Origin of the sequence: Mesorhizobium sp. L48C026A00, from assembly GCF_000502375.1 — a bacterium.
Classification (GTDB): domain Bacteria; phylum Pseudomonadota; class Alphaproteobacteria; order Rhizobiales; family Rhizobiaceae; genus Mesorhizobium; species Mesorhizobium muleiense.
In genome coordinates, this window is sequence record NZ_AYWU01000010.1 from 179,014 (window position 1) to 204,847 (window position 25,834).

Here is a 25,834-nt window from a genome sequence, read left to right on the forward strand (position 1 = left end):
CGAGTGGCACTCGGAACCTATTTTGTTTCCGGGGCCCAACTGAGAAAGAAGCCGATGTCACCAGGTATTCCGCCTGGGAAGTTAATAACCATGGCTTTAAGCTTGTAACCTTGCGGCTTCGCATTCTTCTGGTAGCGCTCATAGAGCTGCTTGGCCTTGCCCTGGAGCGTTTCGGGCCATTGCGGATCAGCGCTGTTGATGGCTCGGCCGCTGTCAGTGCAAAGGGCCGACGGAAAACTATATACTAGTGCTTCGTACTTGCCGTTCTTGACAGCGTTCATCACCAGGCGGCGGACCATCGCGATTTCATTGTCGTTCACCTGGTCCTTGAGGAAACTTTCTGTGAACTTCGTGAGCTCCTGATTTTCTCGCGCCCGCAGCTTTTCCTGCTTGTCTGCCTCCGCCATCTGCTCCTCTAGGAGAGCCATTCGCAATTGCTCAGCGCTCGGCGGCGCCGCATTTATGTCTAAAGCTGTGTCTTTGATGTTGGCCATTTTCTCCTCCACTCGAAACCGTTCGAGAATAGAACACAGAGGCAGATCGACGTCTTGCCAGGTTCGTTGGGCTCAATTCATGCCCACCCAACCGCAAGACGTAAATCAGCAGGGTAGTCGACTGAGGCAGGCTGCCAGCCGCACGTTGAAGGGATCGGCCGCCGCGGCAAGAAGTCTTGTCTTCGCAGTCCAGCTACCATTCCATGATGCCATGTGGGCACATCAAGGTCAAATTCGCGATAGGCGGTAGAATGTGTCGCGACAGGCCGCGCTAGTAGCAATTACCGGAATCGGCTTCCCGGGGCGAGCATGGGCGATAGGACCTGTTTGAGTGATACCCATTGCCATAATACCGGTCGCCATAATACCGGTTGCGGTAATACCGGTCGCGGTAATACGGTTCGCCATAATAGGATCCGCCATAATAGGATCCGCCATAATAAGGTCTGCCATAATAAGGTCTGCCGTAATAGGTTCCGCCGTAATACGGATCGCCGTAGAAGCCGCTTCGGTAATACCCGCCGTAGTAGCCGTTGTTGTTGGCGATCATGCTGCCGAGCAGCGCTCCAGCGACAAATGCGCCGGCGGGGAACCAAAAGTCGTTGTGCCTATGGTATCCCGGACGATAGTGGCGGTAGCCGCGATAACCCCTGTACCAGCCATCTCGAATTTGGATGACATCGGACTGCGCGCTTTGTGCCCTGGGCACGAAGATCGGTGCGGCATCAACTGGAACAGTGCTCGTAAGTGCAAAAGTGGCGACCAGGGAGGTCGCTATGCCTGACAGGAACCTCATGATCGCGTCCTCGCTGGTGGCAATGTTTGCCGTATGCGAAACGTCGTCATTAACTGGAAGAAACGTCGTCGATCCAAATTTTGTTCCCGAGACCGGCAAATTGTCTCAAGCCGCTCCGAACCTTTGACGGTCAGACAGGCCGCCGTCCCCAGAGCTACGGGCGCCGGCAACATCGATTCGCCTGCGTCCGGATGGGGATCCCCGCCGCCGAAAAACTCCCGATGCGTTTTAAGCGAGAATACCAGACCCAGTGAGTAGATGATCAGTTCGGTGAGGTTGCCCAGCGTCGCATTGAGAAGGCCGCCCACCCGTATCGCCCGTCTTGGTCGCCACCGACTCGGTGGCGTAGCTCAGCAGCGCGGCCAGCGGCACGATCGCCAGCACGGAAAGCACAAAAAGCAGCGTGTGTGCTTCGGGCTCGAGTGCTTGGGCGACGAACACCGCAGGCACAAAGGCCAACAACCAGAGAACGGGATTGTCACGGATTTCTTTGTGCAAGGGGGGCCATGGATACGATCAGCGAAATACTGCTTGTCTTAGAACGAGCGCTGGCTGGTCCATGGCTTCAACCCCGCTAGCAGGCTTCCGAGCCATCAGTGCTGGTTGCCAAAAATGTCAGCTATCAGGCAGCGAAATGGGCTGATGAAGGGCGGCTTCGGGTCAACTTATTCCGTAGCGCGAGCGAATCTGGACGACTGGAACGGGTCGAAATCGGTATCTCGTCTTCGGTACCAAGCGCCAGATTTTCAGCACTAGTATCTATTTGGCGCCGAGCCTGGCCAGCACGGCCTTCGGGATGTTGTATTCCCGGATCACCGCGTCGTGCTTGCGCAAGCCGCACAATTCGCGCTGGATGAAATAGCCGTGGACGGCCTCCGCCGCGTCCCTGAGCAACCGAGCACGATGTTCGCCATCGCCGCCGTGTTCACGCAACTTTGCCAGCGTTTCATCTACGCGCCGGCCGGCGCGGCCGAGCGCCGCCGCCTTTTCGCCGAGGATTTCATGGCCGAGCAGGTCGAGCGCGCTCTCCCGCGCTCCCGACCGTCCGAAATTCAATGGCATTCGCACCGACATGTTTCACTCCGGTCTTCCTAAATCTGGCCCTACTCCGCCGGCCGCGTCTCCTCCAGCACGCTCTCCTCGTTGAACAGGAAGCCGCCGGACTGCCGCTTCCACAGCCGCGCATAGAGCCCGTCGAGCGCCACCAGTTCGTCATGCGTGCCTTGCTCGACGATCCGGCCGCCGTCGAGCACCACCAGGCGATCGAGTGCCGCGATGGTCGACAGCCGGTGCGCGATGGCGATGACCGTCTTGTTCTCCATCAGCCTCGCCAGATTTTCCTGGATGGCCGCCTCGATGTCGGAATCGAGCGCCGACGTCGCCTCGTCGAGTATCAGGATCGGCGCGTCCTTGAGGAAGACGCGGGCGATCGCCACGCGCTGGCGCTGGCCGCCCGACAATTTCACGCCGCGCTCGCCGACAAAGGCCTCGTAGCCCTGGCGATCACGATTGTCGCGCAAGTCGAGGATGAAGTCGTGCGCCTCGGCCTTCTTCGCGGCCGCGACCACCTCGGCGTCGGTTGCTTGCGGCATGCCGAGCTTGATGTTGTCGCGCAAGGAACGGTGGAAAAGCGCGGTATCCTGGCTGACGACGCCGATATTGGCGCGCAGCGAATCCTGCGTCACCCTTGAAACATCCTGGCCGTCGATAGTGATCTTGCCGGCCTCGAGGTCGTAAAGGCGCAGGATCAGATTGGCCAGCGTCGTCTTGCCGGCGCCGGACGGCCCGACCAGTCCGACCTTCTCGCCCGGCCGCACGACAAGGTCGATGCCGTTGAGCACGCCGAATCCCTTGCCATAGTGGAACTCGACCTGTTTCACGTCGATGCGGCCGCCGGCGACGACAAGCTCCCTGGCGTCAGGTGCGTCGGTCAGGCCGAGCGGCTGCGAGATCAGCGCCTTGGAATTTTCCAGCACGCCGAGATTCCGCAGGATGCCGTTGAGCTGCATCATCAGCCGTCCGAGCAGCATGTTGAGCCGCAACACCAGCGACAGCGTGAAGGCGACGGCGCCGACTGTGATCGAGCCTTCGACCCAGAGATAGACGGCAAAACAGGCGATCGCGGTGATCATCATCCCCGACAGAGTCGTCAGCGCCATGCGCACGCCGGTCAGCCTGCGGGTGAACGGACGCAGCGCGTCGAGATAGATATCGAAGCCGCTCCTGATGTAACGGTCGTCGCCGTCGGCCGAGAACAGCTTCAGCGTCTGCACGTTCGAATAGGAATCGACGAAGCGGCCGGTGATCATCGAACCGGCCTCGGCGGTTGCCTCGGCATGCTTGCGGATCGCCGGCAGATAGCGCTTGGCCAGCCAGCCGAAGGCGGTGATCCAGATCACCACCAGCACCGCCAGCCGCAAGTCGAGGCCGGCGACCAGCACCAGCGTCGTCACCGTATAGACGACCATGAACCAGACGACCCCGATGAAGCTTTCCATCAAATCGCCGGTCGCCTGGCCCGCCTGCCAGACCTTGGTCGCGATGCGGCCGGCGAAATCGTTCTGGAAAAAGGCGTAGGACTGGCGCGAGACATGACGGTGCGCCTGCCAGCGCACCAGATTGTAGAAGCCGGGCGTGATCGTCTGCTCGTCGACCAGCGCCGCCAGGCCGACGACGATGGTGCGGACGACCAGCACCACGGCGGCCATGAAGACAAGTTCGGGACCGGCGGCAGTCCACAGCGCATCCCAGCTGCGCTCGCCGGGGAGCTGGTCGAGAATGTCGACCAGCCTGCCGACGAAGTAGAACAGTCCAGCCTCGACCAGCGGCGCAATGCCGCCGATGACCAGCATGGCGAAGAAGGCGACCTTCGCCTGGCCGACATAGTGCCAGAGGAAACCCCTGACGCTGACCGGTGGCCGAAGCCCCGCGGGCTCCCTGAACGGATAGACCCAGTTCTCGAACCAGCGATAGACGGCAATCATCATTCTGCTGCCATCATTCTGCTGCCCATCACTCTGCTGCTTGACCCTTGACGATGGCATCGTTGGCGGCGGCGCCGTCGTCGAGCAGGAAGCCGCCCGATTGGCGCTGCCAAAGCTGCGCATAGAGCCCGCCGCTGGCGACGAGTTGCTCATGCGAACCTTCCTCGATGATGCGGCCCTTGTCCATGACGACGAGCCGGTCCATCGCCGCGATGGTCGAGAGCCGGTGCGCGATGGCGATGACGGTCTTGCCTTGCATGAGCTTGTAGAGGTTCTCCTGGATGGCGGCCTCGGCTTCGGAATCAAGCGCAGACGTCGCTTCGTCGAGAATGAGGATCGGCGCGTCCTTTAGCATAACGCGGGCAATGGCAATGCGTTGCCGCTGGCCACCGGACAATTTGACGCCGCGATCGCCTACATGCGCATCGAAACCCGTGCGGCCACTGGCGTCCGAAAGCCTTGATATGAAATCAAGTGCCTCGGCGCGGCGTGCTGCCTCGACCAGCATCTCGTTGTTGGCGTCCGGCCGGCCATAAAGGATGTTCTCGCGCACCGAACGATGCAGCAGCGAGGTGTCCTGCGTGACCATGGCGATCTGGGCGCGCAGCGAATCCTGCGTCACCGCCGCGATTTCCTGGCCCTCGATCAGGATCTTGCCGTTTTCAAGGTCGTAGAAGCGCAACAGAAGGTTGACCAGCGTCGACTTGCCGGCGCCCGAGCGGCCGACGATGCCGACCTTTTCGCCCGGCTTCACCGTCAGCGACAGGCTTTCGATCATGCCTTTCTGCTTGCCGTAGTGGAAGCGGATGTCCTCGAAACGGATCTCGCCCTTGGTCACGACAATGTCCTTGGCGCCAGGCCTGTCTTCGACGACGCGCGGCAGCGAGATCGAGCTGATGCCGTCCTGCACCGTGCCGATATTCTCGAACAGGGTGGACATCTCCCACATGATCCATTGCGACATGCCCCAGAGCCGAAGAACGAGGCCGATGACCAGAGCGACAGCGCCGATCGTCACTACCTGGCCGAGCCACAGCCACAGCGAGATCGCGGTGACCGAAAACAACAGCAGTGAGTTTAGGACGTAGAGCAGGCCGTAGAGCTGCGTCACCAGCCGCATCGACCGGTAGACCGTATCGAGAAAGCCGGCCATGCCTTCCCGGGCGAAGGACGCCTCGCGCCGCGCATGCGAGAACAGCTTGACCGTCTGGATGTTGGAGTAGCTGTCGACGACGCGGCCGGTCATGGTCGAGCGCGCGTTGGCCTGCTCCTCGCCAACCTTGCCCAATCGCGGGATGAAATAGCGCAAGAGCAAGACATAGCCGGCAAGCCAGACGGCAAGCGGTGCCGCCAGCCGCCAGTCGGCCGAGCCGACAATGAACAGCATGCCAAGGAAATAGACCACGACATAATTGAGCACGTCGATGAGCTTGATGACGCATTCGCGCACGGCGAGCGCGGTCTGCATCAGCTTGGTCGCGATGCGCCCGGCGAACTCGTCCTGATAGAAGGCCATCGACTGCTTGAGCAGGTACCGATGCACCTGCCAGCGGATACGCATCGGATAGTTGCCCATCAGCGTCTGCTGGTTGAGGAGCGCATGGAACCAGACCGTCGCCGGCAGGGCGAACACCACGATGAAAGCCATGCCGGCGAGCTTCCAGCCCTCGGTCTGCAGGAATGTCTCGCGATTCTGCACCGACAGCCAGTCGACGATCCGGCCCATGAAGCCGAACATCCACACCTCGGCAAGGGCGATAGCCGTCACCAGCATCGCATCGATCGCGATGTAAGGCCAGGCGCCGCGCGTATAGTGCACGCAGAACGCGATCAGCGTCTTCGGCGGCTCGACCGGCTCCTCGGCAGGGAACGGATCGAGCCTTGTTTCAAACCAGCGGAACATTGTCTTGGTACTCACATGCTCGTTTTCGCTCTCGCCGCGCGGGAGCGTGTAGCGTCCTGGGAGCGCATGGCATCATGGGTCGCGTGGCAGCAAGGACCGGCGTCCCGGAATCACCCGGGCCGCCGATCCTGCTTCGCGCAATATAGGATGTCGCGGGCTTTTCGCCGACAGGCTCGTTTGACGATCCTGACAGCGCTGTGTCGACCACCCGGAGTTTCGCGCCGGTTTTCGCGCCAGGGCGGATCAGCCTAATGATCCGGCGCACCAGCGACGGCCGGCTGCGGTCGGGAACCGCGCGCGAGAAGTCGACGTCCGGCAGCATGCCGCGATGCGGGCGCCGGCGGGTTTCGGCGTGAACCGCCGACGAGTAGGTTTCGCCGACCAACAGCGTCCAGGTCGCCATCCTGCGCTCGTGCAGGTTTCTTGAACCGGGAATTTTGCAGGGATCGAACATCGGTCCGCCCTCCATGTGAAAATAGGGAAAAAAATCCGGCCTGTTCGCAGCTGAATGGCCAGCGAAAGACGGGGGTTGAACAGCGGCGTGCTCAGGCGGGGCGTTCAGCCCCTTCGACAGCTTGAAAAACATCGCAGGATTCCTTCGAAGACCGAAAAAGGGTTTCGGCTAAGAATCGGTGCGATCGAAGTCTAAAAGGTCAGGAGAATCGTCGAACCGAAACCGCCGGCAGGCTGGTAAGCCCACATGAGGGGCGCTGGATGTGCATGATCATCATGAATTACCCCTCCATCGGTTCGGGTTGACAATGCCCGGCGTATAACCGACTTCGCAGAAAATGACCACCCGCCGGTCCAGAAATTTCCAAAACCGCGAACCTGTTGTGGCCGATCTGCCACTTATTAGAAGGATGCGGAAATGAACAACCGTCTCCGCATCGCGCTCTACCAGCCGGATATCGCCGGCAACACCGGGACGATCCTGCGCTTCGCGGCTTGCCTTGGTCTCGGCGTCGACATCATCGAACCGGCCGGGTTCCCGCTCTCCGACCGGGCGCTGAAACGGGCCGGCATGGATTATCTCGAAATGGCGGCGCTGACCCGGCATGTCGACTGGCAAGCCTTCGAGAACTGGCGCAGAGGCGAAGCGCGGCGGCTGGTGCTGCTGTCGACCAGAGCCGCGACCGCCTACACCGATTTCGCCTTCGCCGATGCCGACATTCTTCTGTTCGGCCGCGAATCCGCAGGCGTGCCTGACCGTGTCCACGAAGCGGCGGATGCGCGACTGATCATCCCGATGCAGCCGGGCGCGCGCAGCATCAACGTCGCGCTTTCCGTCGCCATGGTGGCCGGCGAGGCGATCCGGCAGCTCGGATAGGATTTGCAGATCTTCAGTGGGCGCAGCCAACCCGGCCGCTTTCTGGCCCCCGGCTGCTTCCTGGCCCCCGGTTGCTTCCTGAACAATGACCGCACCCTCGCTTGTCACTCGTACCCAGGCGCACATCGCCTTCTCCTGCGGTTTGCATATCAAGGGTTTCTTCGTTACAAGCTCAACTAAACTTTAGGTCAAGCGGAAAATTAAAATGGCTGCGGTGACGGAATTGACGGTCGGCCAGGTGGCCACGCGCAGCGGGGTGGCAGTGTCGGCGCTGCATTTCTACGAGGCGCGCGGATTGATCCGCAGCCACCGCACATCAGGCAACCAGCGGCGCTACGGCCGCGACGTGCTGCGGCGGGTGGCGATCATCAAGGTGGCACAGGAGGTCGGCATCTCGCTGGCCGAGATCGGCGAGGCATTGGCATCGCTGCCTGAAGGCCGCACGCCGACGCGCGGGGACTGGAATGTGCTTTCAACCGCCTGGCGCGACCAGCTCGATCGCAAGATTGCCCAGTTGAAGAAGCTGCGCGACGGGCTGACCGACTGCATCGGCTGCGGCTGCATGTCGATCGACAAGTGCCCGCTGCGCAACAAGGAAGACCGGCTGAGCGCCCAAGGCCCGGGCGCAAGGCGGTTGTTGGTCGCTCGCTAATCCGCCGCCGGCAATCGCCTGATGGTGAATTCGATGACGTCGCCCGGCCGCTCGAACCAGCTTTCGATCTCGGTCCAGTAGGCCTGCTTGGGAAAGCGCTCGAACCACTCCTTCGCCTTGAGCCGCGCATCGGAGCGCGGCAGGACGAAGGTCTCGCGCAAAAACCCGTCGCGCGGCATGCGCTCGCGCTCGGCGCGCGAACGGTCGAGCCTCTTCTTCAGGCCATCCAGCGGCGGTCTTGCCGGAGTGCGCACGAAAGAACTCCATTCACACTTGACCCTTGCACCTAAGAGATTAGGGATCGCGGCCGGAAAAGACGAGTCATTTGTCGGGGTACGCCCGACAACAGGAGACAGCATTTGCAACGACCCGAAATACCGGCGGGGCTGCCGGCCGACATCGAACAGAAGAAGATGAAGGCGCGGCTGTGGTTCGAGACGCTGCGCGAGCGCATCTGCGCCGCCTTCGAGCAGATCGAGCAGGACCTGCAGGGGCCGCAGGCCTCATGGTCGCCCGGCCGCTTCGAAAAGACGCCGTGGCAGCGCGACGCCGGCAAGGGCGGCGGCGGCACCATGTCGATGATGCGCGGCCGCGTCTTCGAGAAGGTCGGCGTCCACACCTCGACGGTCTATGGCGAGTTCTCGCCGGAGTTCAGGAAGCAGATGCCGGGCGCCGAGGAAGACCCGCGCTTTTGGGCGAGCGGCATTTCGCTGATCGCCCATCCGTGGAACCCCAACGTGCCGGCGGTGCACGTGAACACGCGCATGGTCGTCACCTCGCGCCAATGGTTCGGCGGCGGCGCCGACCTGACGCCGGTGCTCGACCGTCGCCGCAGCCAGGGGGACCCGGACACGGTCGCCTTCCACCGCGCCATGCAATTTGCCTGCGAGAAGCACGCTGGCGTCGCCGACCACGCGAAATTCAAGGCCTGGTGCGACGAGTATTTCTATCTGCCGCACCGCAACGAACCGCGCGGCACCGGCGGCATCTTCTTCGACTGGCTGCATTCGGACGAGGACAGAGGCGGCTGGAACGCCGATTTCAACTTCGTCCAGGATGTCGGGCGCACTTTTCTCGTCGTCTACGGGCATCTGGTGCGGGCCAATTTCAACGACAACTGGACCGACGGCGACCGCGAAGAACAGCTCATTCGCCGCGGCCGCTATGTCGAATTCAACTTGCTTCACGATCGCGGCACCATCTTCGGGCTGAAGACCGGCGGCAACGTTGCCGCGATCCTGTCCAGCCTGCCGCCAGAGGTGAAATGGCCGTAAAATCTCAGTGAGTTGGACGTGAGTCGCAATCGGGTCCAAATCGCAGGATTCTGGCGGCGAATGTGGCGCGCAGAATATCTTTTTCGTCTAATATCCATTTGAAAAAGCAAGACTATTTTTCGTTACGGGCCGGGAAACGCCGGCGGTTCTCGCCTCCCTGGAACCGCGACCCGACGCGACCGGACGGCCCATGATTGAGTGGGGCACCTCCGAAAAATGGTGCCTTCATTTCCAGGAGAGCATGCCATGCGCAAGCTTATTATGTCGGTTGCGGCTGCCGCCGTTCTTGCCTCTGGTGGCGCTGCCTTCGCAGCGGTCAAGCACACCACGGGCACGATCAAGACTTACGATGGAACGGCCATGAGCCTTGTTCTGGATAACGGATCTACCTTTACGCTGCCCAAGGCCTTCAAGAATCCTGGCCTGAAGGCTGGCGAAAAGGTCCGCGTTTCGTGGGACATGAGCGGCAAGCACAAAATTGCCGAGGCAGTCAGGATCGTGAAGTGATGGCCTGCCCGCTGGAGCAAGACGAGGTCTTGCCTCCGGGGTAGCGTCAAGAGGGCGGAGCAGCGATGCTCCGCCTTTTTCGGTCTCTGCAGCAACCAAAACCATCCGATCGTGTTATGCTGGTTCGGCCAGCGCATGACCCGAAAACCGAACCGGTTTCCGACAGAGATCATGCGTCGATCAAAGGTGCTGGAGCTTCCGTGTCAGAGCAGATGCGGCACTCCGAGGAGGAAAGGGAGAAATCCGATGAAGGAATTCCACTGCGGCTCGCTGGTTCCGGGTTGTGACTGGCATACGCGCGCCGACGAGGAAGCCGAGATCATGCGTCGTGCCGTCGAGCATATGCGTGAGACGCACGGCGAGACGATCATTCGCGAGACGATGATCGAAGCGATCCGTTCGCGCATCGAAAAGGCTCGCGACGCGGCCTGATTTGCCTAATTTTCGAGTGCTTCTGCGGCGCGCTTGAGAAGTGCGCCGCGATCCAGCGCAAAGCCGGACTCGATCCACTCGTTTTCGAGGTTCTTCAGGGTTGCGCCGAGTTTCGGCCCGGGCGACGCGCCAAGCCTCGTCAGATCGGCGCCCTTGAGCGGAAAGTCGGGCTTTTTCCATTTTCCGGCAAAGGCCAGCAGCCGCGAAAAGCCGCCAGCTTCCAGCAGCGCGTCGTTGTCCTCGACGGCGCGGGCTCGAGCGGAAGCGAGCGACAGCCGCAAGCGATCGACAAGGCCCTGACGATCGCCGCGATAGAGCCGTTTTGCGAGTTCCGCTTCGGTCGTCTTCGGCCCGACGGGCGCTGTCAGCGCCCACTGCCTGAGGCGACCGGCGTCGCTGACGGAGGACCTCAACCGCTCGGCGAGCGTCTTCATCCGCGCTGCGTCCGGCGGCACGATCGCTTCCAGCCTGAGCAGCGGGTCCAGCGTCCAGCCGAGATCCTTCTCCGCCCTGGTCAGCGCATGGATCGCATCGATGCCCCATTTCTCGCTCTCCGGCAGAACGCTGGTGAGCACGCCCGCCTGGCGCATCCACAGCAGGGCGCGCGATGGATCGGGGGCCGACAGCAGCTTCTTCAGTTCGGACCAGACGCGCTCGACCGAGAGTTGGCCAAGCCCCTCCTTGAGCCGGGCGCAAGCCTTCAGCCCTTCGGCATCCGGCCGGCCGTCGCCATACCAGGCGAAGAAGCGGAAAAAGCGTAGGATGCGCAGATAATCCTCGCGGATGCGCGCCTCCGGATCGCCGATGAAGCGCAGCCGGCGCGCCTCGATATCGGCAATGCCGCCGACCAGGTCGACGATCGTGCCGTCGGCCTCGGCATAGAGCGCGTTGATGGTGAAATCGCGTCGTTCCGCATCGGCCTTCCAGTCGCGCCCGAACAACACTTTTGCCCGCCGTCCGTCGGTCTCGATGTCGGCGCGCAGCGTGGTCACCTCGAATGGCTTGCCGCCGGCGACAATCGTGATGGTGCCGTGCTCGATGCCGGTCGGCACCGCCTTGAAACCCGCCGCCTCGGCGCGGCGGATGGTCTCGTCAGGCACGGTTGTGGTGGCGATATCGACGTCGGCAACCGGCTGGCCGATGAGCGCATTGCGCACCGCACCGCCGGCGACGCGCGCCTCCTCGCCGCCATCCGCCAAAGCCGCCAGCAGGCGCTGCAAATGCCGTTCCCCGAGCCAGTCGGCTTTGCCCGCGAGCGACACCCGGCCGCTCACGTATAGAGCCTTTCATAGAGCGTGCGGATGATGCCCGCGGTGACGCCCCAGATGCGCTGTCCGTCATAGGGCATTTCGTAGAAGACCCATTCGAGATCGTTCCACATGCGGCTGTCGCGGCCGTGGTTGGCCGGGTCCATCAGAAAGCGCAGCGGCACTTCGAAGGCGGCGTCGACCTCCTCGGAATTCAGCGTCAGTGAAAAGTCCGGCCGCACTATTCCCAGCACCGGGGCGATCCGGTAGCCGCTGCCGGAGACGTAATCGGGCATGCGGCCAATGATCTCGACCCGATCCTGGCCAAGCCCGATCTCCTCGAATGTCTCGCGCAATGCCGCCGCCTCCGGGCTCGGATCGGTAGGATCGATCGTGCCTCCGGGAAAGGCCACCTGCCCCGAATGGCTGCGCAGCTTTTCCGCCCGCTTGGTCAGCAGAACCGTTGCATCGCGTCCATGATCGACCACCGGGATCAGCACGGCGGCATCGCGCAGCGCCTTTGCGAGCTTCAAACGCGGATGTCCCGGGTTGAAGCGATGGTCGCCATAATCGTCGGCGGCATGCGCCAGCGGCTGCGCCGCGACGCTGGCGCGAAAATCCGCGGCCGAAAACGGCGCCGGCGTCACTTGGTCCATAGTGTCACCTGGTTCATCGCGTCACCTGGTCCATCATGCCCCGGTTCATTTGGCCCCGGTCCATTTGGCCCCGGTCCATTTGGCGTCGCCCTCTCATGCGCTCAGCCGCTGCAGCTTTTCCGCCGGCATGATCGGATAGACCGCACCCTTCGAGCGGACGGCAAACATCCTTCGGCCGCCGACCTCGATCTCCTCGCCATGCTCGACCAATTCATACATGACCGGCCGCGCCAGCAGCGCCTCCAGCCGTCCGCGCACCAGCACATAGGGTTTCAGGCCGCCGGTTGCCTCCTCGTCGACAAAGCGCAGCGGATGCTCCGGCCCGGCCTCGACCACATCGCCGACATTGGTACGAAAGGTGATGACCTGGCCATCGCCGGTGCCGCAAACATCCATCTCGACGGCTATGAAGGGCGCGTCGACCACGCGGATGCCGACCCTTTCCACCGGCGTCACCAGGTAGGTCCTGCCGTCTTCGTCCTTGCGCAGCACGGAGGAAAACAGCTGCACCAGCGGCATGCGGCCGATCGGCGTGCCCTGGTAGAACCAGGTGCCGTCCTGCCGGATCTCCATGTCGAGATCGCCGCAAAAGGCCGGATTCCAACGATCCACCGGCGCCGGCCCGTTGCCCGCGCGGGCGGCACGCGAGATCAGCGCCTCCAGTCCGCGCGCCTCGGTCGCTGCCGTCAAACTTCCTTCACGATCGTCGGCGCGTTCTGTCATGGTCACGAAATAGTCACTGTTGTTCCGCTTGTCAGCCTAAGTCAGTGATTTAAGTTCAAAGACGGGCGCCACGCGAGGCCGAATCGCGGCACTCTGTGGCGTCGAAGCTGCAAGCCGGTATTTCCAACGAGAAGGATCGATGCTGCATGAGCGTGATGATCAAGGAAAGCCCGATCAGCGAAGAGGACATGATCGCCCTGGCCGAGACGGCGCTGGCCGACATTTCCAGGGTTCGCGAGGGCGTCGGCCGCGTCATCTTCGGCCAGGAAAGCGTCGTCGAACGCACGCTGGTGGCGCTGCTCGCAGGCGGCCATGCGCTGCTGGTCGGCGTGCCCGGCCTCGCCAAGACCAAGCTGGTCGAGACGCTGGGCATCGTGCTCGGCCTCGATTCCCGCCGCATCCAGTTCACGCCCGACCTGATGCCGTCCGATATTCTCGGCTCCGAGGTGATGGAGCAGGACGAATTCGGCAAGCGCTCGTTCCGCTTCATCTCCGGGCCGATCTTCGCGCAACTGCTGATGGCCGACGAGATCAACCGCGCCTCGCCGCGCACCCAGTCGGCGCTGCTGCAGGCGATGCAGGAATACCACGTCACCATTGCCGGTGTCCGCCATGACCTGCCGGCGCCCTTCCACGTGCTGGCGACGCAGAACCCGCTGGAGCAGGAGGGCACCTATCCGCTGCCCGAGGCGCAGCTTGACCGTTTCCTGATGCAGGTCGACATCCTCTATCCGGAAATCGAGGCGGAGCGCCGCATCCTCCTGGAGACCACCGGCATTGAGGACGCCAAGGCGCAGAACGTGTTGCAGCCGGCGCGGCTGAAGGAGATCCAGACCCTCATTCGCCGCATGCCGGTGCCGGAAAGCGTCGTCGAGGCGATCCTCCAACTGGTGCGCTCGGCGCGCCCCGGCCAGGGCAATGCCGAGACCGACAAGCACGTCGCCTGGGGCCCGGGCCCGCGCGCCAGCCAGTCGCTGACACTGTGCGCCCGCGCCCGCGCCCTTTATGACGGACGGCTGGCGCCGTCGATCGACGACATCAGAGCGCTGGCCGAGCCGGTGCTGCAGCACCGCATGGCGCTGACCTTTGCCGCCCGTGCCGAGGGCACGACCGTGCGCGACGTGGTGGCGAAACTGGCAAAAGGCATCTGATGGCGCGTATAGGCGAGGCCCAGGCACCGGCGGCGACGCGTGATGCGCTCGCCCGCGGCCGGTTGCGGGCATCGCTGGTGCCGGACCTGCTGGTCGAGGCGCGTCGCATCGTCAACACGGTGATCGCCGGCTGGCACGGCCGCCGCAAGCGCGGCATCGGCGAGAATTTCTGGCAGTTCCGGCCCTATGTCGAGGGCGACTCCTCGCGTATCGACTGGCGCCGCTCGGCCCGCGACGACCACATCTATGTGCGAGACCGCGAATGGGAGGCCGCCCATACGGTGTGGCTGTGGGCAGATCCCTCGCCTTCCATGCTCTACAAATCGACCGGCGCCACCGTCTCGAAGGAGTCCCGCGCGCTGGTGCTGGCGCTGGCCATGGCCGAGCTTCTGTCGCGCAGCGGCGAGCGTATCGCCTGGCCCGGGCTGACCGATCCGTTCACCGCCCGCAACGGCGCCGAGCGGATCGCAGCACAACTCAGCCATGCCGGCGAATTGCCGGCAAAGCCCGACCTGTCCGCCATCCGCCGCTTCTGCGACATCGTCATCGTCAGCGACTTCCTCGATCCGGTCGAGGACACAATCGCCTGGCTTGACGTGCTCGCCCGCCACGGCGTGCGTGCCCATCTGATCGAGGTCGCCGACCCGGCCGAGGAGAGATTCCCCTATGCCGGCCGCACCGAATTCACCGATCCCGAGACCGGCGACAAGCTGACCGCCGGCCGCGCCGAAACGCTGGGCGATGACTACCGACTGCTTTACATCGCCCGCCGCCAGGAACTGACCGACTGGTGCAAGCGCCTCGGCTGGAGCTTTACCGTCAACCACACCGACCGCCTCGCCTCCGATGCGCTGGTGCGTGTCCACATGGCGATGACCGTCGATGGCAGCTCAGCCGGGAGGATTCGCGCATGAGCTGGCTGCCGCTCTCCTTCGGAGCGCCGATGGTGCTGTGGGGCCTTCTGGCCCTGCCGGTGATCTGGTGGCTTTTGCGGTTCACCCCGCCCAAGCCGCAGACTGAGGTCTTCCCGCCGCTGAAGATCCTGGCCCGCGTGCTGAAGCGCGAGGAGACGCCGCAACAGAGCCCGTGGTGGCTGACGCTGCTCAGGCTGCTGATGGCGGCCCTTATCGTTGCGGCGCTGGCCGAACCTGTCTTCAACCCGCGTGAAAGACTGCCGGCCGAGGGCACCGCTCTTGCGTTGGTCATCGACAATGACTGGGCAAGTGCCGCCGACTGGGGCCAGCGCGTCGCCACTGCCGAACGGCTGATCGCCGATGCCAGCTCCAACGACGTGCCTGTCATCATCGCCTTCACCGCCGAAAAACCGAATGCCGAGATCGGCCCGTTCGACGCCGCCACCGCGCTCGACCGGCTGCGCGCGGCAAAGCCGCGGCCGATCCCGACCGACCGCCCGGCCGTCTATGCCCGCGTCGCGACAACCCTGGAGAGCTTGCCGGGCGCCAGCGTCGCCGTGCTCGCCGATGGTCTGGCGGCGGAAGGCGACGAGGCCGCCTTCAACACGCTTCTGTCGAAGAACGCCGCCCGTGTCGTCTGGGCCGCCTCCGACCGGCCTGGCCTGATCGGCCTGACCGGCGCCGACAACCAGGTGGACGGCTTCGAGCTGACCGCCATCCGCGCGCCGGGCGATCCGGCGCCGGCTCAGGTGACCGCCGGCGCCTTCGACGACAAGGGCCGCCGCATCGCCGACGCCACGCTGACCTTCTCGCCGGGCGAATCCACCGCCACCGGCACGATGGCGGTGCCCTTCGAGCTGCGCAACGACTTCGCCTCGATCGCGCTCGACGGTCAGCGGCAGGCCGGTGCCGTCCGCGTGCTCGACGAGAGTTCCAAGCGCCGCCGCGTCGGACTGCTGTCGCAGGCCGAAGCCGACCAGGCGCAGCCGCTTCTGTCGCCGCTGTACTACATCCGCCGCGCACTGCAGCCCTTCGCCGACCTCGCCGAGCCGTCGAGCGCCGACCTTGCCGACGCCATCCCGCAGCTCCTCGACCAGAAGCCGGCGATGATCGTCATGGCCGATGTCGGCACCATTCCGCAGCAGGTGCGGCAAAGGCTGGTCGACTGGGTCGACAATGGCGGTACGCTGGTGCGATTCGCCGGCTCGCGGCTGGTCGCTGCCGGGAATGACGACGACCTGCTGCCGGTCAGGCTGCGCACCGGCGAGCGCTCGCTCGGCGGCGCGCTGTCGTGGACGACGCCGCAGCCGGTCACCGATTTTCCGAAGACCGGCCCCTTCGCCGATCTCGCTCCGCCGGCAGAGGTCACCGTCACCAGGCAGGTGCTGGCCGAGCCGACGCCCGATATTGTCGAGCGCAGCTGGGCCACGCTTGCCGACGGCACGCCGCTGGTGACCGGTATGAAGAAGGGCAAAGGCACGCTCGTCCTGTTCCATGTCACGCCGGAGGCGACCTGGTCGAACCTGCCGATCTCCGGCAGCTTCGTCGAGATGCTGCGCCGCATCGTGCAACTGTCGCGCAACCAGGGTGCGGCGGTCGCCAATGCCGAAGCCGCCGCCGCCTCGCTGGCCCCCTACCGCATGATATCAGCCGATGGCACGCTGGTGCCGCCGACGCCGGATGCACGGCCGCTGGTGCCGGGTGCCGGCCCGCTGCCGGTGACGTTCGAGAATCCGCCCGGCCTGTATGGCTCCGACACCGGCGTCATCGCTCACAATCTGCTCAATGCCGAAAGCCGCTTGGCGCCGCTGGTCCGTCCTCAGATCACCGTGCCGGTCACCACCGTCCAGTACGCTTTCGACGAATCGCACAATTTGAAGGGCCCGCTGGTGGCGGCAGCTCTCCTGCTGATGGTCCTTGATACGCTGGCGGTGTTCTGGATGGGCGGCCTGTTATCGCGCCGGCCGCGCCGCGCCGGCACGGCCGCCGCAATCACCGCCGCCCTGCTGATTGCGCTCGGCGCCCTGGTCGGCCACACCGACATCGCCCGCGCCGACGATGCCAAACCCGGTGATGAGCGGGCGATCGAGGACATTTCGAAAACCCGGATCGGCTATGTGCAGACCGGCGACCGGAGCGTCGATTCGATCAGCCAGGCCGGGCTGGAGGGCCTGACCCGCTTTCTGATCGAGAAGACCGCGCTCGAGCCGGGGGCGCCGGCCAGCGTCGATATCTCGAAGGACCAGCTTGCCTTCTATCCGCTGATCTATTGGCCGATCGATCCTGCCGCGCCGATGCCGAGCCAGGCCGCAATCGCCCGCGTCGACGCCTATATGCAGCAGGGCGGCACGGTGCTGTTCGACACGCGCGACCAGTTCGCCACCGGCATCGGCGCGGAGCAGGCTAGCCCGGCGACGGAGCGGCTGCGCGACATCCTCGGCAACCTCAACGTGCCGGCGCTGGAGCCGGTGCCGTCGGACCATGTGCTGACCAAATCCTTTTACATCCTGCCTGAGTTTCCCGGACGCTTCGCCGGTGGCCCGCTCTGGGTCGCGGCGTCGCTCGAAGCCAGCAACACCGAGAACCGCCCGGTACGTACCGGCGACGGCGTCTCGCCGATCATGATCACCGCCAATGATTTCGCCGGCGCCTGGGCGGTCGACGAGAATGGCGACCCGCTTTTGCCGACCGTGCCGTCGGATCCGATGCAGCGCATTTATGCGCTGCGCGCCGGCGTCAACATCATGATGTACATGCTGACCGGCAACTACAAATCCGATCAGGTGCATGTGCCGGTGCTGCTCGAACGGCTGGGGCAGTAAGCCATGAACTTGTCGCTCGCCTTCGAACCGCTCATCTCCTGGCCGCTGCTCGGCCTGGTGCTGGCGCCGCTGTTGCTGCTGGCATTGGTCGGCCTGTGGTTCCGCCAGCGTGGCGCGGTCTTCCGTTTTGCCGCCCTGCTGGCGCTGACTGCGGCCCTGCTCAACCCGGTGTTGCTCGACGAAGAGCGCGAGGCGCTGAAAAGCGTCGTCGCCGTCGTAGTCGACCGCAGCCAGAGCCAGGACATTGGCGAGCGCACCAGGCAGACCGACGAGGCGCTGGCCGGGCTTCAGCAGCGCCTCGGCCGCTTCAAGCAGTTCGACGTCCGCGTCGTCGAGGCCGGCAAGTCGGAAGCCGCCGAGGAGCGCACCGAAACGCGGCTTTTCGGGGCGCTTGAGAGCGCTTTCCGCGACGTGCCGCCTTCGCGCATCGGCGGCGCCATCATGATCACCGACGGCGAGGTGCATGACGCCCCAGGCGGCACGCCCGACTTCAACGCCCCGCTGCACGCTCTGATCACCGGCAACGACCAGGAAAAGGATCGCCGCATCCGCTTCGAGAATGCGCCGCGCTTCGGTTTGGTCGGCAAGCCGCTCGAAATGACCTATCGCGTCATCGGCACCAACAACGAGGCGGGCTCGGTCGATGTGCGCGTCTCGGTCAATGGCGAGCAGGTTTCAGTCGAGCGCGCCACCATCGGCCAGGCTATGCCGCTGCAGGTGACCATTCCCGGCGCCGGCCGCAACATCGTCGAGCTCGCCATCGATCCCGAGCCCGACGAACTCACCGACACCAACAACCGCGCCATCGCGCTGATCGACGGCATCCGCGAGAATTTGCGCGTGCTGCTGGTCTCCGGCGAACCGCATGCCGGCGAACGCACCTGGCGCAACCTTCTGAAATCCGACGCCTCGGTCGATCTTGTCCACTTCACCATTCTGCGGCCGCCGGAAAAGCAGGACGGCACGCCGATCAACGAATTGTCGCTGATCGCCTTCCCGACGCGCGAACTGTTCGTCGAGAAGATCAAGGATTTCGACCTGATCATCTTCGACCGCTACCAGCACCGCGACGTGCTGCCGGTCCTCTATTACGACTACATCGCCGAATATGTCGAAAAGGGCGGCGCGCTGCTGATCGCGGCAGGACCCGAATATGCCGGCGAAAGTTCCATCGCCCGCACGCCTTTGATGTCGGCGCTGCCGGCGATGCCGACCGGCGAAGTCGTCGAAAAGGCCTTTTATCCGCGCCTCACCGAGCTCGGCCAGCGCCATCCGGTGACGCGCGGGCTTGACGGCTCCGCCACTGAACCGCCGCACTGGAGCCGCTGGTTCCGCACCATCGGCGTCGAGAACCCCGGGGGCGAGGCGGTAATGAAGGGCGCCGACAACCGTCCGCTGCTGCTGCTCGACCGCAAGGGTGAAGGCCGCGTCGGCATGTTTTTGTCCGACCAGGGCTGGTTGTGGGCGCGCGGCTTCGAGGGCGGCGGCCCGCATGTCCAGCTCTATCGCCGCATCGCCCACTGGCTGATGAAGGAGCCCGAACTCGAGGAGGAGCGGCTGACTGCCGACGGCCGCGGCATGATGCTGGAAATCCGCCGCCAGACGATGAGCGACGATCCCGGCCCGGCGCAGATCATCACCCCGTCCGGGAAGGCGATGACCGTCAAGCTCGAGAGAGCCGAACCCGGCGTCTTCCTCGGCAGCATCGAGACCAGCGAGATCGGCCTCTATCAGGTCGGCAATGGCGACCTGAAAGCGCTTGCCCATGTCGGCCCGGTCAACGCACCGGAATTCACCGACGTCGTCTCCACCGAGAACCGGCTGAGAGCGCCGGCCGAGGCCACCGGCGGCAGCGTGCGCCGGCTGGCGCAATCGTCGACCCTTGGCAATCTCGCCGGCGGCGTGACGCTGCCGTCGGTCGTCCCGGTCCGCTCCACGGGCGCGGCGGCCGGCAACGACTGGATCGGCCTGCGCACCACCGACGACAGTGTGCTGAAGGCCGTCTCGCGCGTGCCGCTGTTCGGCGGGTTCCTCGGCCTCGGCCTGCTGCTGCTGGCATTGGGCTCGATGTGGTACCGCGAGGGGCGGTAGCGACGCCGATTTTCCTTCTCCCCTTGTGGGAGAAGGTGGCCGAGCCCACGGGTCTTGCCTCCGGCAAGCCCGAGGACAGGCTCCGCTCGGTCGGATGAGGGGTGTTCCAGCTTGGCAGCGACGGCACTCCGTCCAGCACCCCTCAACCGTCTTGGCGCTGCGCGCCAATCCACCTTCTCCCACAGGGGGAAGGGAAGCGGGCGCGCTACTCCTCCGGTTCCGTCGTGAACATCAGCGGGTAGCCCTTGGCCTTGCCGGCATCGGTCGCCCGAGTCGCCTTGGTCTCGGCGACGTCCCTTGTGAAGACGGCGACGACGCAGACGGCTCAGTCGCCCGGGCCAGCAAACAAAATGAGATTTCCGTCTGGATCCATAACAATGAAGTTTCTGGCACCCCAGGGTTCTTTCCTGAGGACTTAGTGAAAGGGCACCCCTGCGGCCTGAAAATTCAGAAAGAGCTGTTTAATCTCGTCTGCAGTATCGACTGTGATCCCGGCGGAGAGCAGGTGTTCACGTTGCCGTATATCGCCAACGAACACAGGTTCGCAAACCAGCCTCAGCGCGAGTTGCGCATTGTCACGTGTCACCTGTCCGTAAAATGCCGGGTCGCCGTAAACAAAGTCGACTCCGAAGCCGAGCTTGGTGGTGAAGAATTCGAACGACGCTTTGATGTCGGTGACGAACAACTGCGCTGAGGTTGAACTCAGAACGGGTGCAGGTACGGTCTGTTTTTTCTGATCTGTCATGGCTGGGGCTCCTGTCTTGAGCGCCTGCCATCCCTCGAACCCCGATTGACGCGCGATCAGTTCCTGCGCGTCGCTGAGCTTGAAATTTGCTTCCAGTACCTGATTGTCATCGAGATGCTGGAAGCGTGGCAACGCAGCCCTGATCTCGGCTGCGACCGGATAGTACCGTTCGCGGTGCCACCGCAAATATTGCTTGGCCTGCTTTTTGAGGTTTTCGAGATTCGGCATGGGCGCAACTGTGGTTACAGTATAGGCGGGCATTGCCCTTTCGACGTTACACCGATGCGCCCTACGCAGCGCTGCGAACGTGCCTCGGCGATGAGCAGTTGTCAATCACCGCACTCCGTCCAGTACCCTCAACCGTCTTGGCGCTGCACGCCAATCCACCTTCTCCCGCAGCAAGGGGAGGAGGGGAAGCCGGCACTACTCCTCCGGTTCCGTCGTGAACATCAGCGGGTAGCCCTTGGCCTTGCCGGCATCGGTCGCCCGTGTCGCCTTGGTCTCGGCGACGTCCCTGGTGAAGACGGCGACGACGCAGACGCCGCGCTGGTGCGCGGTGATCATCACCCGCCGAGCCTGGTCCTCGCTCAGCTTGAACTCGCCCTTGAGCACCGTCACCACGAACTCGCGCGGCGTGAAATCGTCATTAAGGAGGATGACCTTGTAGAGCTTCGGCCGTTCGATCTTCGGCTTCGTCTTGGTGCGGGGTTTGGTGACGATCTCAGGCATCGGAACCGGCAACTGCGCGCAAGAATTTCGCTTTCATCCTGACATGAACGAAAGCAATCGTCCATTTTGAACCGCCCGCAAACCGCCTTCCTGGCGGGGCGCCGCCGTTCACAAGTCCATGCCTTATGTGGGACCGCCGCTAAGCCGCGCAGAGACCGCGAAGAAACGATACGGGCCGTTTCGTTTAGAAATAGCTACCGCCGCAACACCGCCGACAACACATCCCTGATGCCGATGGCGCCGACGAAGCGCGACTGGTCGTCGAACAGCGCCACCGGTGCGGTCTGCGAGCGGTGCATGGCCAGCATCACCGTCTTCAGCGAGGTGCCGGGATTGGCCCAGAATACCTGCGTCGTCTCCTCCGGCTGCGCCTCGACATCGGCGCACGACACCCAGAACGCCGGCTTGCCATCGCGCTCGGCCGCCGCCACCAGCCCGTGCTCATCGATCTTGAAACGCGTCGTCTTGCGGCGGTCGAGCCACACCCAGCCGTCCTCGCCGTGGTCGAGATCACGGCGGTCGCGCATCACGTTCCAGGCAGTCAGCACCGAGAGCGGATTCACATTGGCGATGAAGTCGCGGACATAGTCGTTGGCGGGGCGCAGCACGATGTCTTCCGGCGCGCCGGTCTGCACGATGCGCCCGCCTTCCATGATGGTGATGTGGCTGCCGATCTTCAGCGCCTCCTCGAGATCGTGGCTGACGAAGACGATGGTCTTCTTCAGCTCGGCCTGAAGCTGCAGCAATTCGTCCTGCAGCTTGGTCCGGATCAGCGGGTCGAGCGCCGAGAACGGCTCGTCCATCAGCAGGATCGGCGCTTCGGTGGCAAACGCGCGCGCCAGCCCGACGCGCTGCTGCATGCCGCCGGAAAGCTCGTGGGCGTATTTCGACGCCCACTGGTCGAGGCCGACGAGCTTCAACTGGCGGTCGACGCGCGCCTTGCGCTCGGCTTCGGGCACGCCGGAAAGCTCGAGCCCAAAGCCGACATTTTCCGCGACGGTGCGCCAGGGCAGAAGGCCGAACTGCTGAAACACCATGGCGACCCGCGTCTGTCGGATGTGGCGCAGCGTGGCGGCGTCGCAGGTTGCGACATCGACCATGCGGTCGCCGTCCTTGACCATGACATTGCCGCGCGCCGGCACGTTGAGCAGGTTGACGGCGCGCAGCAGCGTCGATTTGCCGGAGCCGGAGAGGCCCATCAGGACGGAAATCTCGCCCTCGTTGACGGTCAAATTGGCACCGGCGCAGCCGAGCACGGCGCCGGTCTTCTCCAAAATTTCCTGACGCGTTGCGCCCCTGTCGACGAGCGCCAGCGCTTCCTTGCGCGCCGCGCCGAAGACGATGTCGACATTCTTGAAATCGACCGCAGCGCTCATTTGGCGGCTCCCGTGCCGATGCGGCTGATGCGGTCGAGGATGATGGCGAGCACGACGATGGCGAGGCCGGCTTCGAGGCCGAGCGGGATGTTGACCGAGTTCAGCGCGCGCACCACCGGCTTGCCCAGGCCGTTGGCGCCGATGAGCGCAGCGATCACCACCATGGAGAGGCAGAGCATGATGCACTGCGTCAGGCCCGCCATGATGGTCGGCAGCGCCGCCGGCAGCTCGACTTTCCACAGCAGCTGGCGTTTCGTCGCGCCGAAGGCTTCGCCGGCCTCGATCATCGGTTTCGGCACCGAGGTGATGCCGAGATGCGTCAGGCGGATCGGCGCGGGAGCGGCGAAGATGACGGTGACGATGAGGCCGGGTGCGATGCCGAGGCCGAAGAGAATGAGCACCGGGATCAGGTAGACGAAGGTCGGCATGGTCTGCATCAGGTCGAGGACCGGCTGGAGATAGCGGTAGCCGCGCTCGTTATGCGCCGCCCAGATGCCGATCGGCACGCCGATGGCCATCGAGGCCGCAGCGGCGCCCACGACCAACACCAGCGTCTCGACGGTTTCCTGCCAGAGATCCTGGTTGACGATGAAGAGCAGGCCGAGCGCGACGGCAAGCGCCAGCTTCCATGATTTCTGCAGGTACCAGGCAAGCCCGGCTATGGCGGCGACCAGGAGGACCGGGGGGACGAGCAGCAAAAGATCGACGAGCCCGTCGAGAACGACGGTGAGCCCGTCGGCGATACTGTCGAAAAACCACTCGAAATTGGTGGTCAGAAAGTCGAAGAAGGTCTTGCCCCACCGCCCGATCGGGATCTTGAAGCTCGAAATCAGTTGCGAAACCGGATCCATGGCAAATGTCCCCTCATTCTTCTTCACCTCTCCCCTGACGGGGTGGGCCGAACCGCGCAGCCGAGCCGGGTGGGATGGTCACGGTTATGCTCCGTTCCGAACCATCCCAACCGCGGCGCGTGCCGCGCCGAACCTCCCACACGGGGGAGGTGTAAGTTTGCTACGAACCCAGTGCGGTTTTCACCGCGGCCGCGGCGTCGCCGCCGTCGAAGGTCGTCACGCCGGCGAGCCATGGCGTCATCGCGTCCGGATTGGCCTTGAGCCATTCGGTGGCCGCGGCTTTCGGGTCGGCGCCGTCATTGAGGATCGCACCCATGATCTCGTTTTCCATCTTGAGCGAGAACACCATGTTCTTGAGCAGCGCGCCGACGTTCGGGCATTCGGTGGTGTAGCCGGCCCGGACATTGGTGGCGACGGTCGCGCCGCCGAAATTCGGGCCGAACACCTCGTCGCCACCCGACAGATAGGCCATCTTGATGTTGGCGTTCATCGGATGCGGCTCCCAGCCGAGGAAGACCACGTCTTCGCCCGATGCGGCCGCCTTCTGCACCGCCGACAGCATGCCGGCTTCGGAGCTTTCGACAAGCTCGAAATCCTTCAGGCCGAACTTGTCGGCGGCGATCATGTCGAGGATCAGGCGGTTGCCGTCATTGCCGGCTTCGATGCCGTAAATCTTGCCGTCGAGCTTGTCCTTGAATTTGGCGATATCGGCGAAATCCTTCAGACCGGCATCATAGGTGTGCTGTGGAACGGCGAGCGTATATTTCGCGCCTTCCAGGTTGGTCACGACCGTCTCGACCGACTTGTCTTCGAGATAGGGTTTTATGTCGGCTTCCATGGTCGGCATCCAATTGCCAAGGAAGACGTCGACGTCCTTGTTCTTCAGCGAGGTGTAGGTGACCGGAACCGACAGCACCTGCACGTCGGGCTCGTAGCCGAGCGCTTCGAGGATGACGCTGGCGGTAGCGGTGGTGGCGGTGATGTCGGTCCAGCCAACATCGGCAAAACGCACCGGCTTGCAGCTTTCCGGCTCGGCGGCGAGTGCACCGCTCGCCGAAAGAAATGCCGCCAGACCGAAGCCGGCGGCGAGTAGTTTCATACGCGACATCTGTATTCTCCCATTGTGATCTGTCGGCGAAGCGAAATTGCGGATTTGTCTCCGCCTTGTTTCGTCAGCCAAACACCATTCTGGTGCGGTTTCAAGCGATAAGACAATCGCGATCAACGGCGCGGGCTGGCCGACCAGCGACAGATTCGCCGCTTTTCCGGTGGCCAGGCGCTTTTCCGGTGGAACGTCGGGACGCCCCCTCCCCGCGTTGGGACAACTCGGCTTAAAAGGGCGGCATGGCCAAGCTGTACTTCCACTATGCGACGATGAATGCCGGCAAGACGACGATGCTGCTGCAGGCCTCCTACAATTACCGCGAGCGCGGCATGACGACGATGCTGTTCGTCGCCGGCCACTACCGCAAGGGCGACACCGGGCTGATCTCGTCGCGCATCGGCCTGGAGACGGAGGCTGAGATGTTCCGCGACGGCGACGACCTGTTCGCCAGGGTCGCCGAGCATCACGACCACACGACCGTGCATTGCGTCTTCGTCGACGAGGCGCAGTTCCTCGAAGAGGAGCAGGCGTGGCAGCTTGCCCGCATCGCCGACCGGCTGGACATCCCGGTGATGTGCTACGGCCTGCGCACGGATTTCCAGGGCAAGCTGTTTTCCGGCTCGCGCGCGCTCCTGGCGATAGCAGACGATCTGCGCGAGGTGCGCACCATCTGCCGCTGCGGCCGCAAGGCGACGATGGTCGTGCGCCTCGGCGCGGACGGCAAGGTGGCGAGACAGGGCGAACAGGTGGCGATCGGCAAGGATGTTTATGTCTCGCTCTGCCGCCGCCATTGGGAAGAGGAAATGGGCCGCGCCGCGCCCGACGATTTCATCGGCTTCACCAAGGCCTGAGCAGCGCCGTCGGCGACGCTGCCGATCTCCCCCTTGCGGGCCCTTGCGGGGGAGATCGGGTGCGGCTTCGGCTTTTCGCCAATCACCAGCGGTGGAAGGCAGGCCGATGGGGTCGGGTTTTGTTTGAGGTATCGCGGCATCTTCCGCCTTTCCTTCCCCCCTTGCCATACATATATTCGCGGCGTTCGCGACACGAACAAT

23 protein-coding genes and 3 pseudogenes are annotated in these 25,834 nt (G+C 63.9%); 10 read left to right on the forward strand and 16 right to left on the reverse strand.

All coding sequences use genetic code 11. From position 1 onward, the window contains the following. Window positions 1-17 precede the first annotated feature (17 nt). The 6 genes and pseudogenes from X738_RS61075 to X738_RS61095 form a co-directional block, all read right to left on the reverse strand. Window positions 18-494, reverse strand: coding sequence for a hypothetical protein (locus X738_RS61075; RefSeq protein ID WP_023799934.1), 477 nt, complete (start codon window positions 492-494; stop codon window positions 18-20). 271 nt (window positions 495-765) lie between these two features. Next, complete coding sequence (locus X738_RS88395; RefSeq protein ID WP_084833752.1) at window positions 766-1,290, reverse strand: hypothetical protein; 525 nt, start codon at window positions 1,288-1,290, stop codon at window positions 766-768. A 257-nt stretch (window positions 1,291-1,547) separates the two neighbouring features. After that, window positions 1,548-1,788: pseudogene (locus X738_RS61080) on the reverse strand (calcium/proton exchanger); the annotation flags it as partial. Window positions 1,789-2,049: 261 nt separating this feature from the next. Next, window positions 2,050-2,364 carry a DUF6665 family protein gene (locus X738_RS61085; protein WP_023799937.1) on the reverse strand — a complete coding sequence of 105 codons (315 nt, stop codon included), beginning with the start codon at window positions 2,362-2,364 and terminating at the stop codon, window positions 2,050-2,052. Window positions 2,365-2,393: 29 nt separating this feature from the next. Beyond that, the gene (locus X738_RS61090; protein WP_023799938.1) at window positions 2,394-4,277 is read right to left on the reverse strand and encodes an ABC transporter ATP-binding protein; all 1,884 of its coding nucleotides are present in this window, start codon (window positions 4,275-4,277) and stop codon (window positions 2,394-2,396) included. A gap of 25 nt (window positions 4,278-4,302) precedes the next feature. Beyond that, window positions 4,303-6,177, reverse strand: a complete 1,875-nt coding sequence (locus X738_RS61095) for an ABC transporter ATP-binding protein (RefSeq protein ID WP_023799939.1) — start codon at window positions 6,175-6,177, stop codon at window positions 4,303-4,305. Between the two features lie 871 nt (window positions 6,178-7,048). On the opposite strand from X738_RS61095, the gene X738_RS61100 reads away from it, so the two are divergent. Together X738_RS61100 and soxR are read left to right on the forward strand one after the other, a co-directional pair. Next, entirely contained in the window at window positions 7,049-7,507 is a 459-nt protein-coding gene (locus X738_RS61100) for a tRNA (cytidine(34)-2'-O)-methyltransferase (protein WP_023799941.1), read from the forward strand. Window positions 7,508-7,712: 205 nt separating this feature from the next. Continuing rightward, entirely contained in the window at window positions 7,713-8,159 is a 447-nt protein-coding gene (gene soxR, locus X738_RS61105; RefSeq protein WP_023799942.1) for a redox-sensitive transcriptional activator SoxR, read from the forward strand. Here the strand turns inward: soxR and X738_RS61110 are convergent. Continuing rightward, on the reverse strand, window positions 8,156-8,413 hold the full coding sequence (locus tag X738_RS61110) for a hypothetical protein (RefSeq protein ID WP_006202578.1): 258 nt from the start codon (window positions 8,411-8,413) through the stop codon (window positions 8,156-8,158). The genes soxR and X738_RS61110 overlap by 4 nt on opposite strands. Window positions 8,414-8,518: 105 nt before the next feature. Here X738_RS61110 and hemF point away from each other — a divergent pair, with 105 nt between their 5' ends. The 3 genes from hemF (at window position 8,519) to X738_RS61125 (ending at window position 10,372) form a co-directional block, all read left to right on the forward strand. Beyond that, a complete protein-coding gene (gene hemF, locus X738_RS61115; RefSeq protein WP_023799943.1) occupies window positions 8,519-9,433 on the forward strand; it encodes an oxygen-dependent coproporphyrinogen oxidase in 915 nt (304 codons plus the stop codon). Between the two features lie 246 nt (window positions 9,434-9,679). Then, window positions 9,680-9,940 carry a DUF1344 domain-containing protein gene (locus X738_RS61120; RefSeq protein ID WP_023799944.1) on the forward strand — a complete coding sequence of 87 codons (261 nt, stop codon included), beginning with the start codon at window positions 9,680-9,682 and terminating at the stop codon, window positions 9,938-9,940. Window positions 9,941-10,186: 246 nt separating this feature from the next. Further along, complete coding sequence (locus X738_RS61125) at window positions 10,187-10,372, forward strand: DUF1059 domain-containing protein (protein ID WP_023799945.1); 186 nt, start codon at window positions 10,187-10,189, stop codon at window positions 10,370-10,372. Between the two features lie 5 nt (window positions 10,373-10,377). Here the strand turns inward: X738_RS61125 and X738_RS61130 are convergent, their stop codons facing one another. The 3 genes from X738_RS61130 to X738_RS61140 all read right to left on the reverse strand — a co-directional run bounded on the left by X738_RS61130 (window position 10,378) and on the right by X738_RS61140 (window position 12,998). Continuing rightward, window positions 10,378-11,646, reverse strand: coding sequence for a CCA tRNA nucleotidyltransferase (locus tag X738_RS61130; protein WP_023799946.1), 1,269 nt, complete (start codon window positions 11,644-11,646; stop codon window positions 10,378-10,380). Further along, entirely contained in the window at window positions 11,643-12,275 is a 633-nt protein-coding gene (locus X738_RS61135; protein WP_023799947.1) for a CoA pyrophosphatase, read from the reverse strand. Before X738_RS61135 ends, X738_RS61130 begins: the two co-directional genes overlap by 4 nt. A 93-nt stretch (window positions 12,276-12,368) precedes the next feature. Continuing rightward, on the reverse strand, window positions 12,369-12,998 hold the full coding sequence (locus X738_RS61140) for a DUF1285 domain-containing protein (RefSeq protein WP_023799948.1): 630 nt from the start codon (window positions 12,996-12,998) through the stop codon (window positions 12,369-12,371). A 146-nt stretch (window positions 12,999-13,144) separates the two neighbouring features. Here X738_RS61140 and X738_RS61145 point away from each other — a divergent pair, with 146 nt between their 5' ends. Genes X738_RS61145 through X738_RS61160 form a run of 4 tightly spaced genes read left to right on the forward strand, consistent with a single transcriptional unit; the run spans window position 13,145 to window position 19,976 of the window. Beyond that, window positions 13,145-14,149, forward strand: coding sequence for an AAA family ATPase (locus tag X738_RS61145; RefSeq protein ID WP_023799949.1), 1,005 nt, complete (start codon window positions 13,145-13,147; stop codon window positions 14,147-14,149). Beyond that, a complete protein-coding gene (locus X738_RS61150) occupies window positions 14,149-15,063 on the forward strand; it encodes a DUF58 domain-containing protein (RefSeq protein WP_023799950.1) in 915 nt (304 codons plus the stop codon). Before X738_RS61145 ends, X738_RS61150 begins: the two co-directional genes overlap by 1 nt. After that, a complete protein-coding gene (locus X738_RS61155) occupies window positions 15,060-17,885 on the forward strand; it encodes a DUF4159 domain-containing protein (RefSeq protein WP_023799951.1) in 2,826 nt (941 codons plus the stop codon). Before X738_RS61150 ends, X738_RS61155 begins: the two co-directional genes overlap by 4 nt. Before the next feature lie 3 nt (window positions 17,886-17,888). After that, window positions 17,889-19,976 (forward strand): membrane protein, encoded by a 2,088-nt coding sequence (locus X738_RS61160; protein ID WP_023799952.1) that lies wholly within the window; start codon window positions 17,889-17,891, stop codon window positions 19,974-19,976. 205 nt (window positions 19,977-20,181) lie between these two features. Here X738_RS61160 and clpS (X738_RS82755) read toward each other — a convergent pair. The 6 genes and pseudogenes from clpS (X738_RS82755) to X738_RS61185 form a co-directional block, all read right to left on the reverse strand. Next, window positions 20,182-20,298 (reverse strand): annotated as a pseudogene (gene clpS, locus X738_RS82755) (ATP-dependent Clp protease adaptor ClpS); the annotation flags it as partial. A 3-nt stretch (window positions 20,299-20,301) separates the two neighbouring features. Further along, a pseudogene (locus X738_RS61165) lies at window positions 20,302-20,949 on the reverse strand (VOC family protein). A 195-nt stretch (window positions 20,950-21,144) separates the two neighbouring features. Next, window positions 21,145-21,450 (reverse strand): ATP-dependent Clp protease adapter ClpS, encoded by a 306-nt coding sequence (gene clpS, locus X738_RS61170; RefSeq protein ID WP_023799954.1) that lies wholly within the window; start codon window positions 21,448-21,450, stop codon window positions 21,145-21,147. 194 nt (window positions 21,451-21,644) lie between these two features. Continuing rightward, entirely contained in the window at window positions 21,645-22,826 is a 1,182-nt protein-coding gene (gene choV, locus X738_RS61175) for a choline ABC transporter ATP-binding protein (protein ID WP_023799955.1), read from the reverse strand. Continuing rightward, window positions 22,823-23,677, reverse strand: a complete 855-nt coding sequence (gene choW / locus X738_RS61180; protein ID WP_023799956.1) for a choline ABC transporter permease subunit — start codon at window positions 23,675-23,677, stop codon at window positions 22,823-22,825. The genes choV and choW overlap by 4 nt, the downstream gene beginning before the upstream one ends. 160 nt (window positions 23,678-23,837) lie before the next feature. Continuing rightward, complete coding sequence (locus X738_RS61185) at window positions 23,838-24,785, reverse strand: choline ABC transporter substrate-binding protein (RefSeq protein ID WP_023799957.1); 948 nt, start codon at window positions 24,783-24,785, stop codon at window positions 23,838-23,840. Between the two features lie 236 nt (window positions 24,786-25,021). On the opposite strand from X738_RS61185, the gene X738_RS61190 reads away from it, so the two are divergent. Continuing rightward, entirely contained in the window at window positions 25,022-25,633 is a 612-nt protein-coding gene (locus X738_RS61190) for a thymidine kinase (protein WP_023799958.1), read from the forward strand. Window positions 25,634-25,834: the final 201 nt, after the last annotated feature.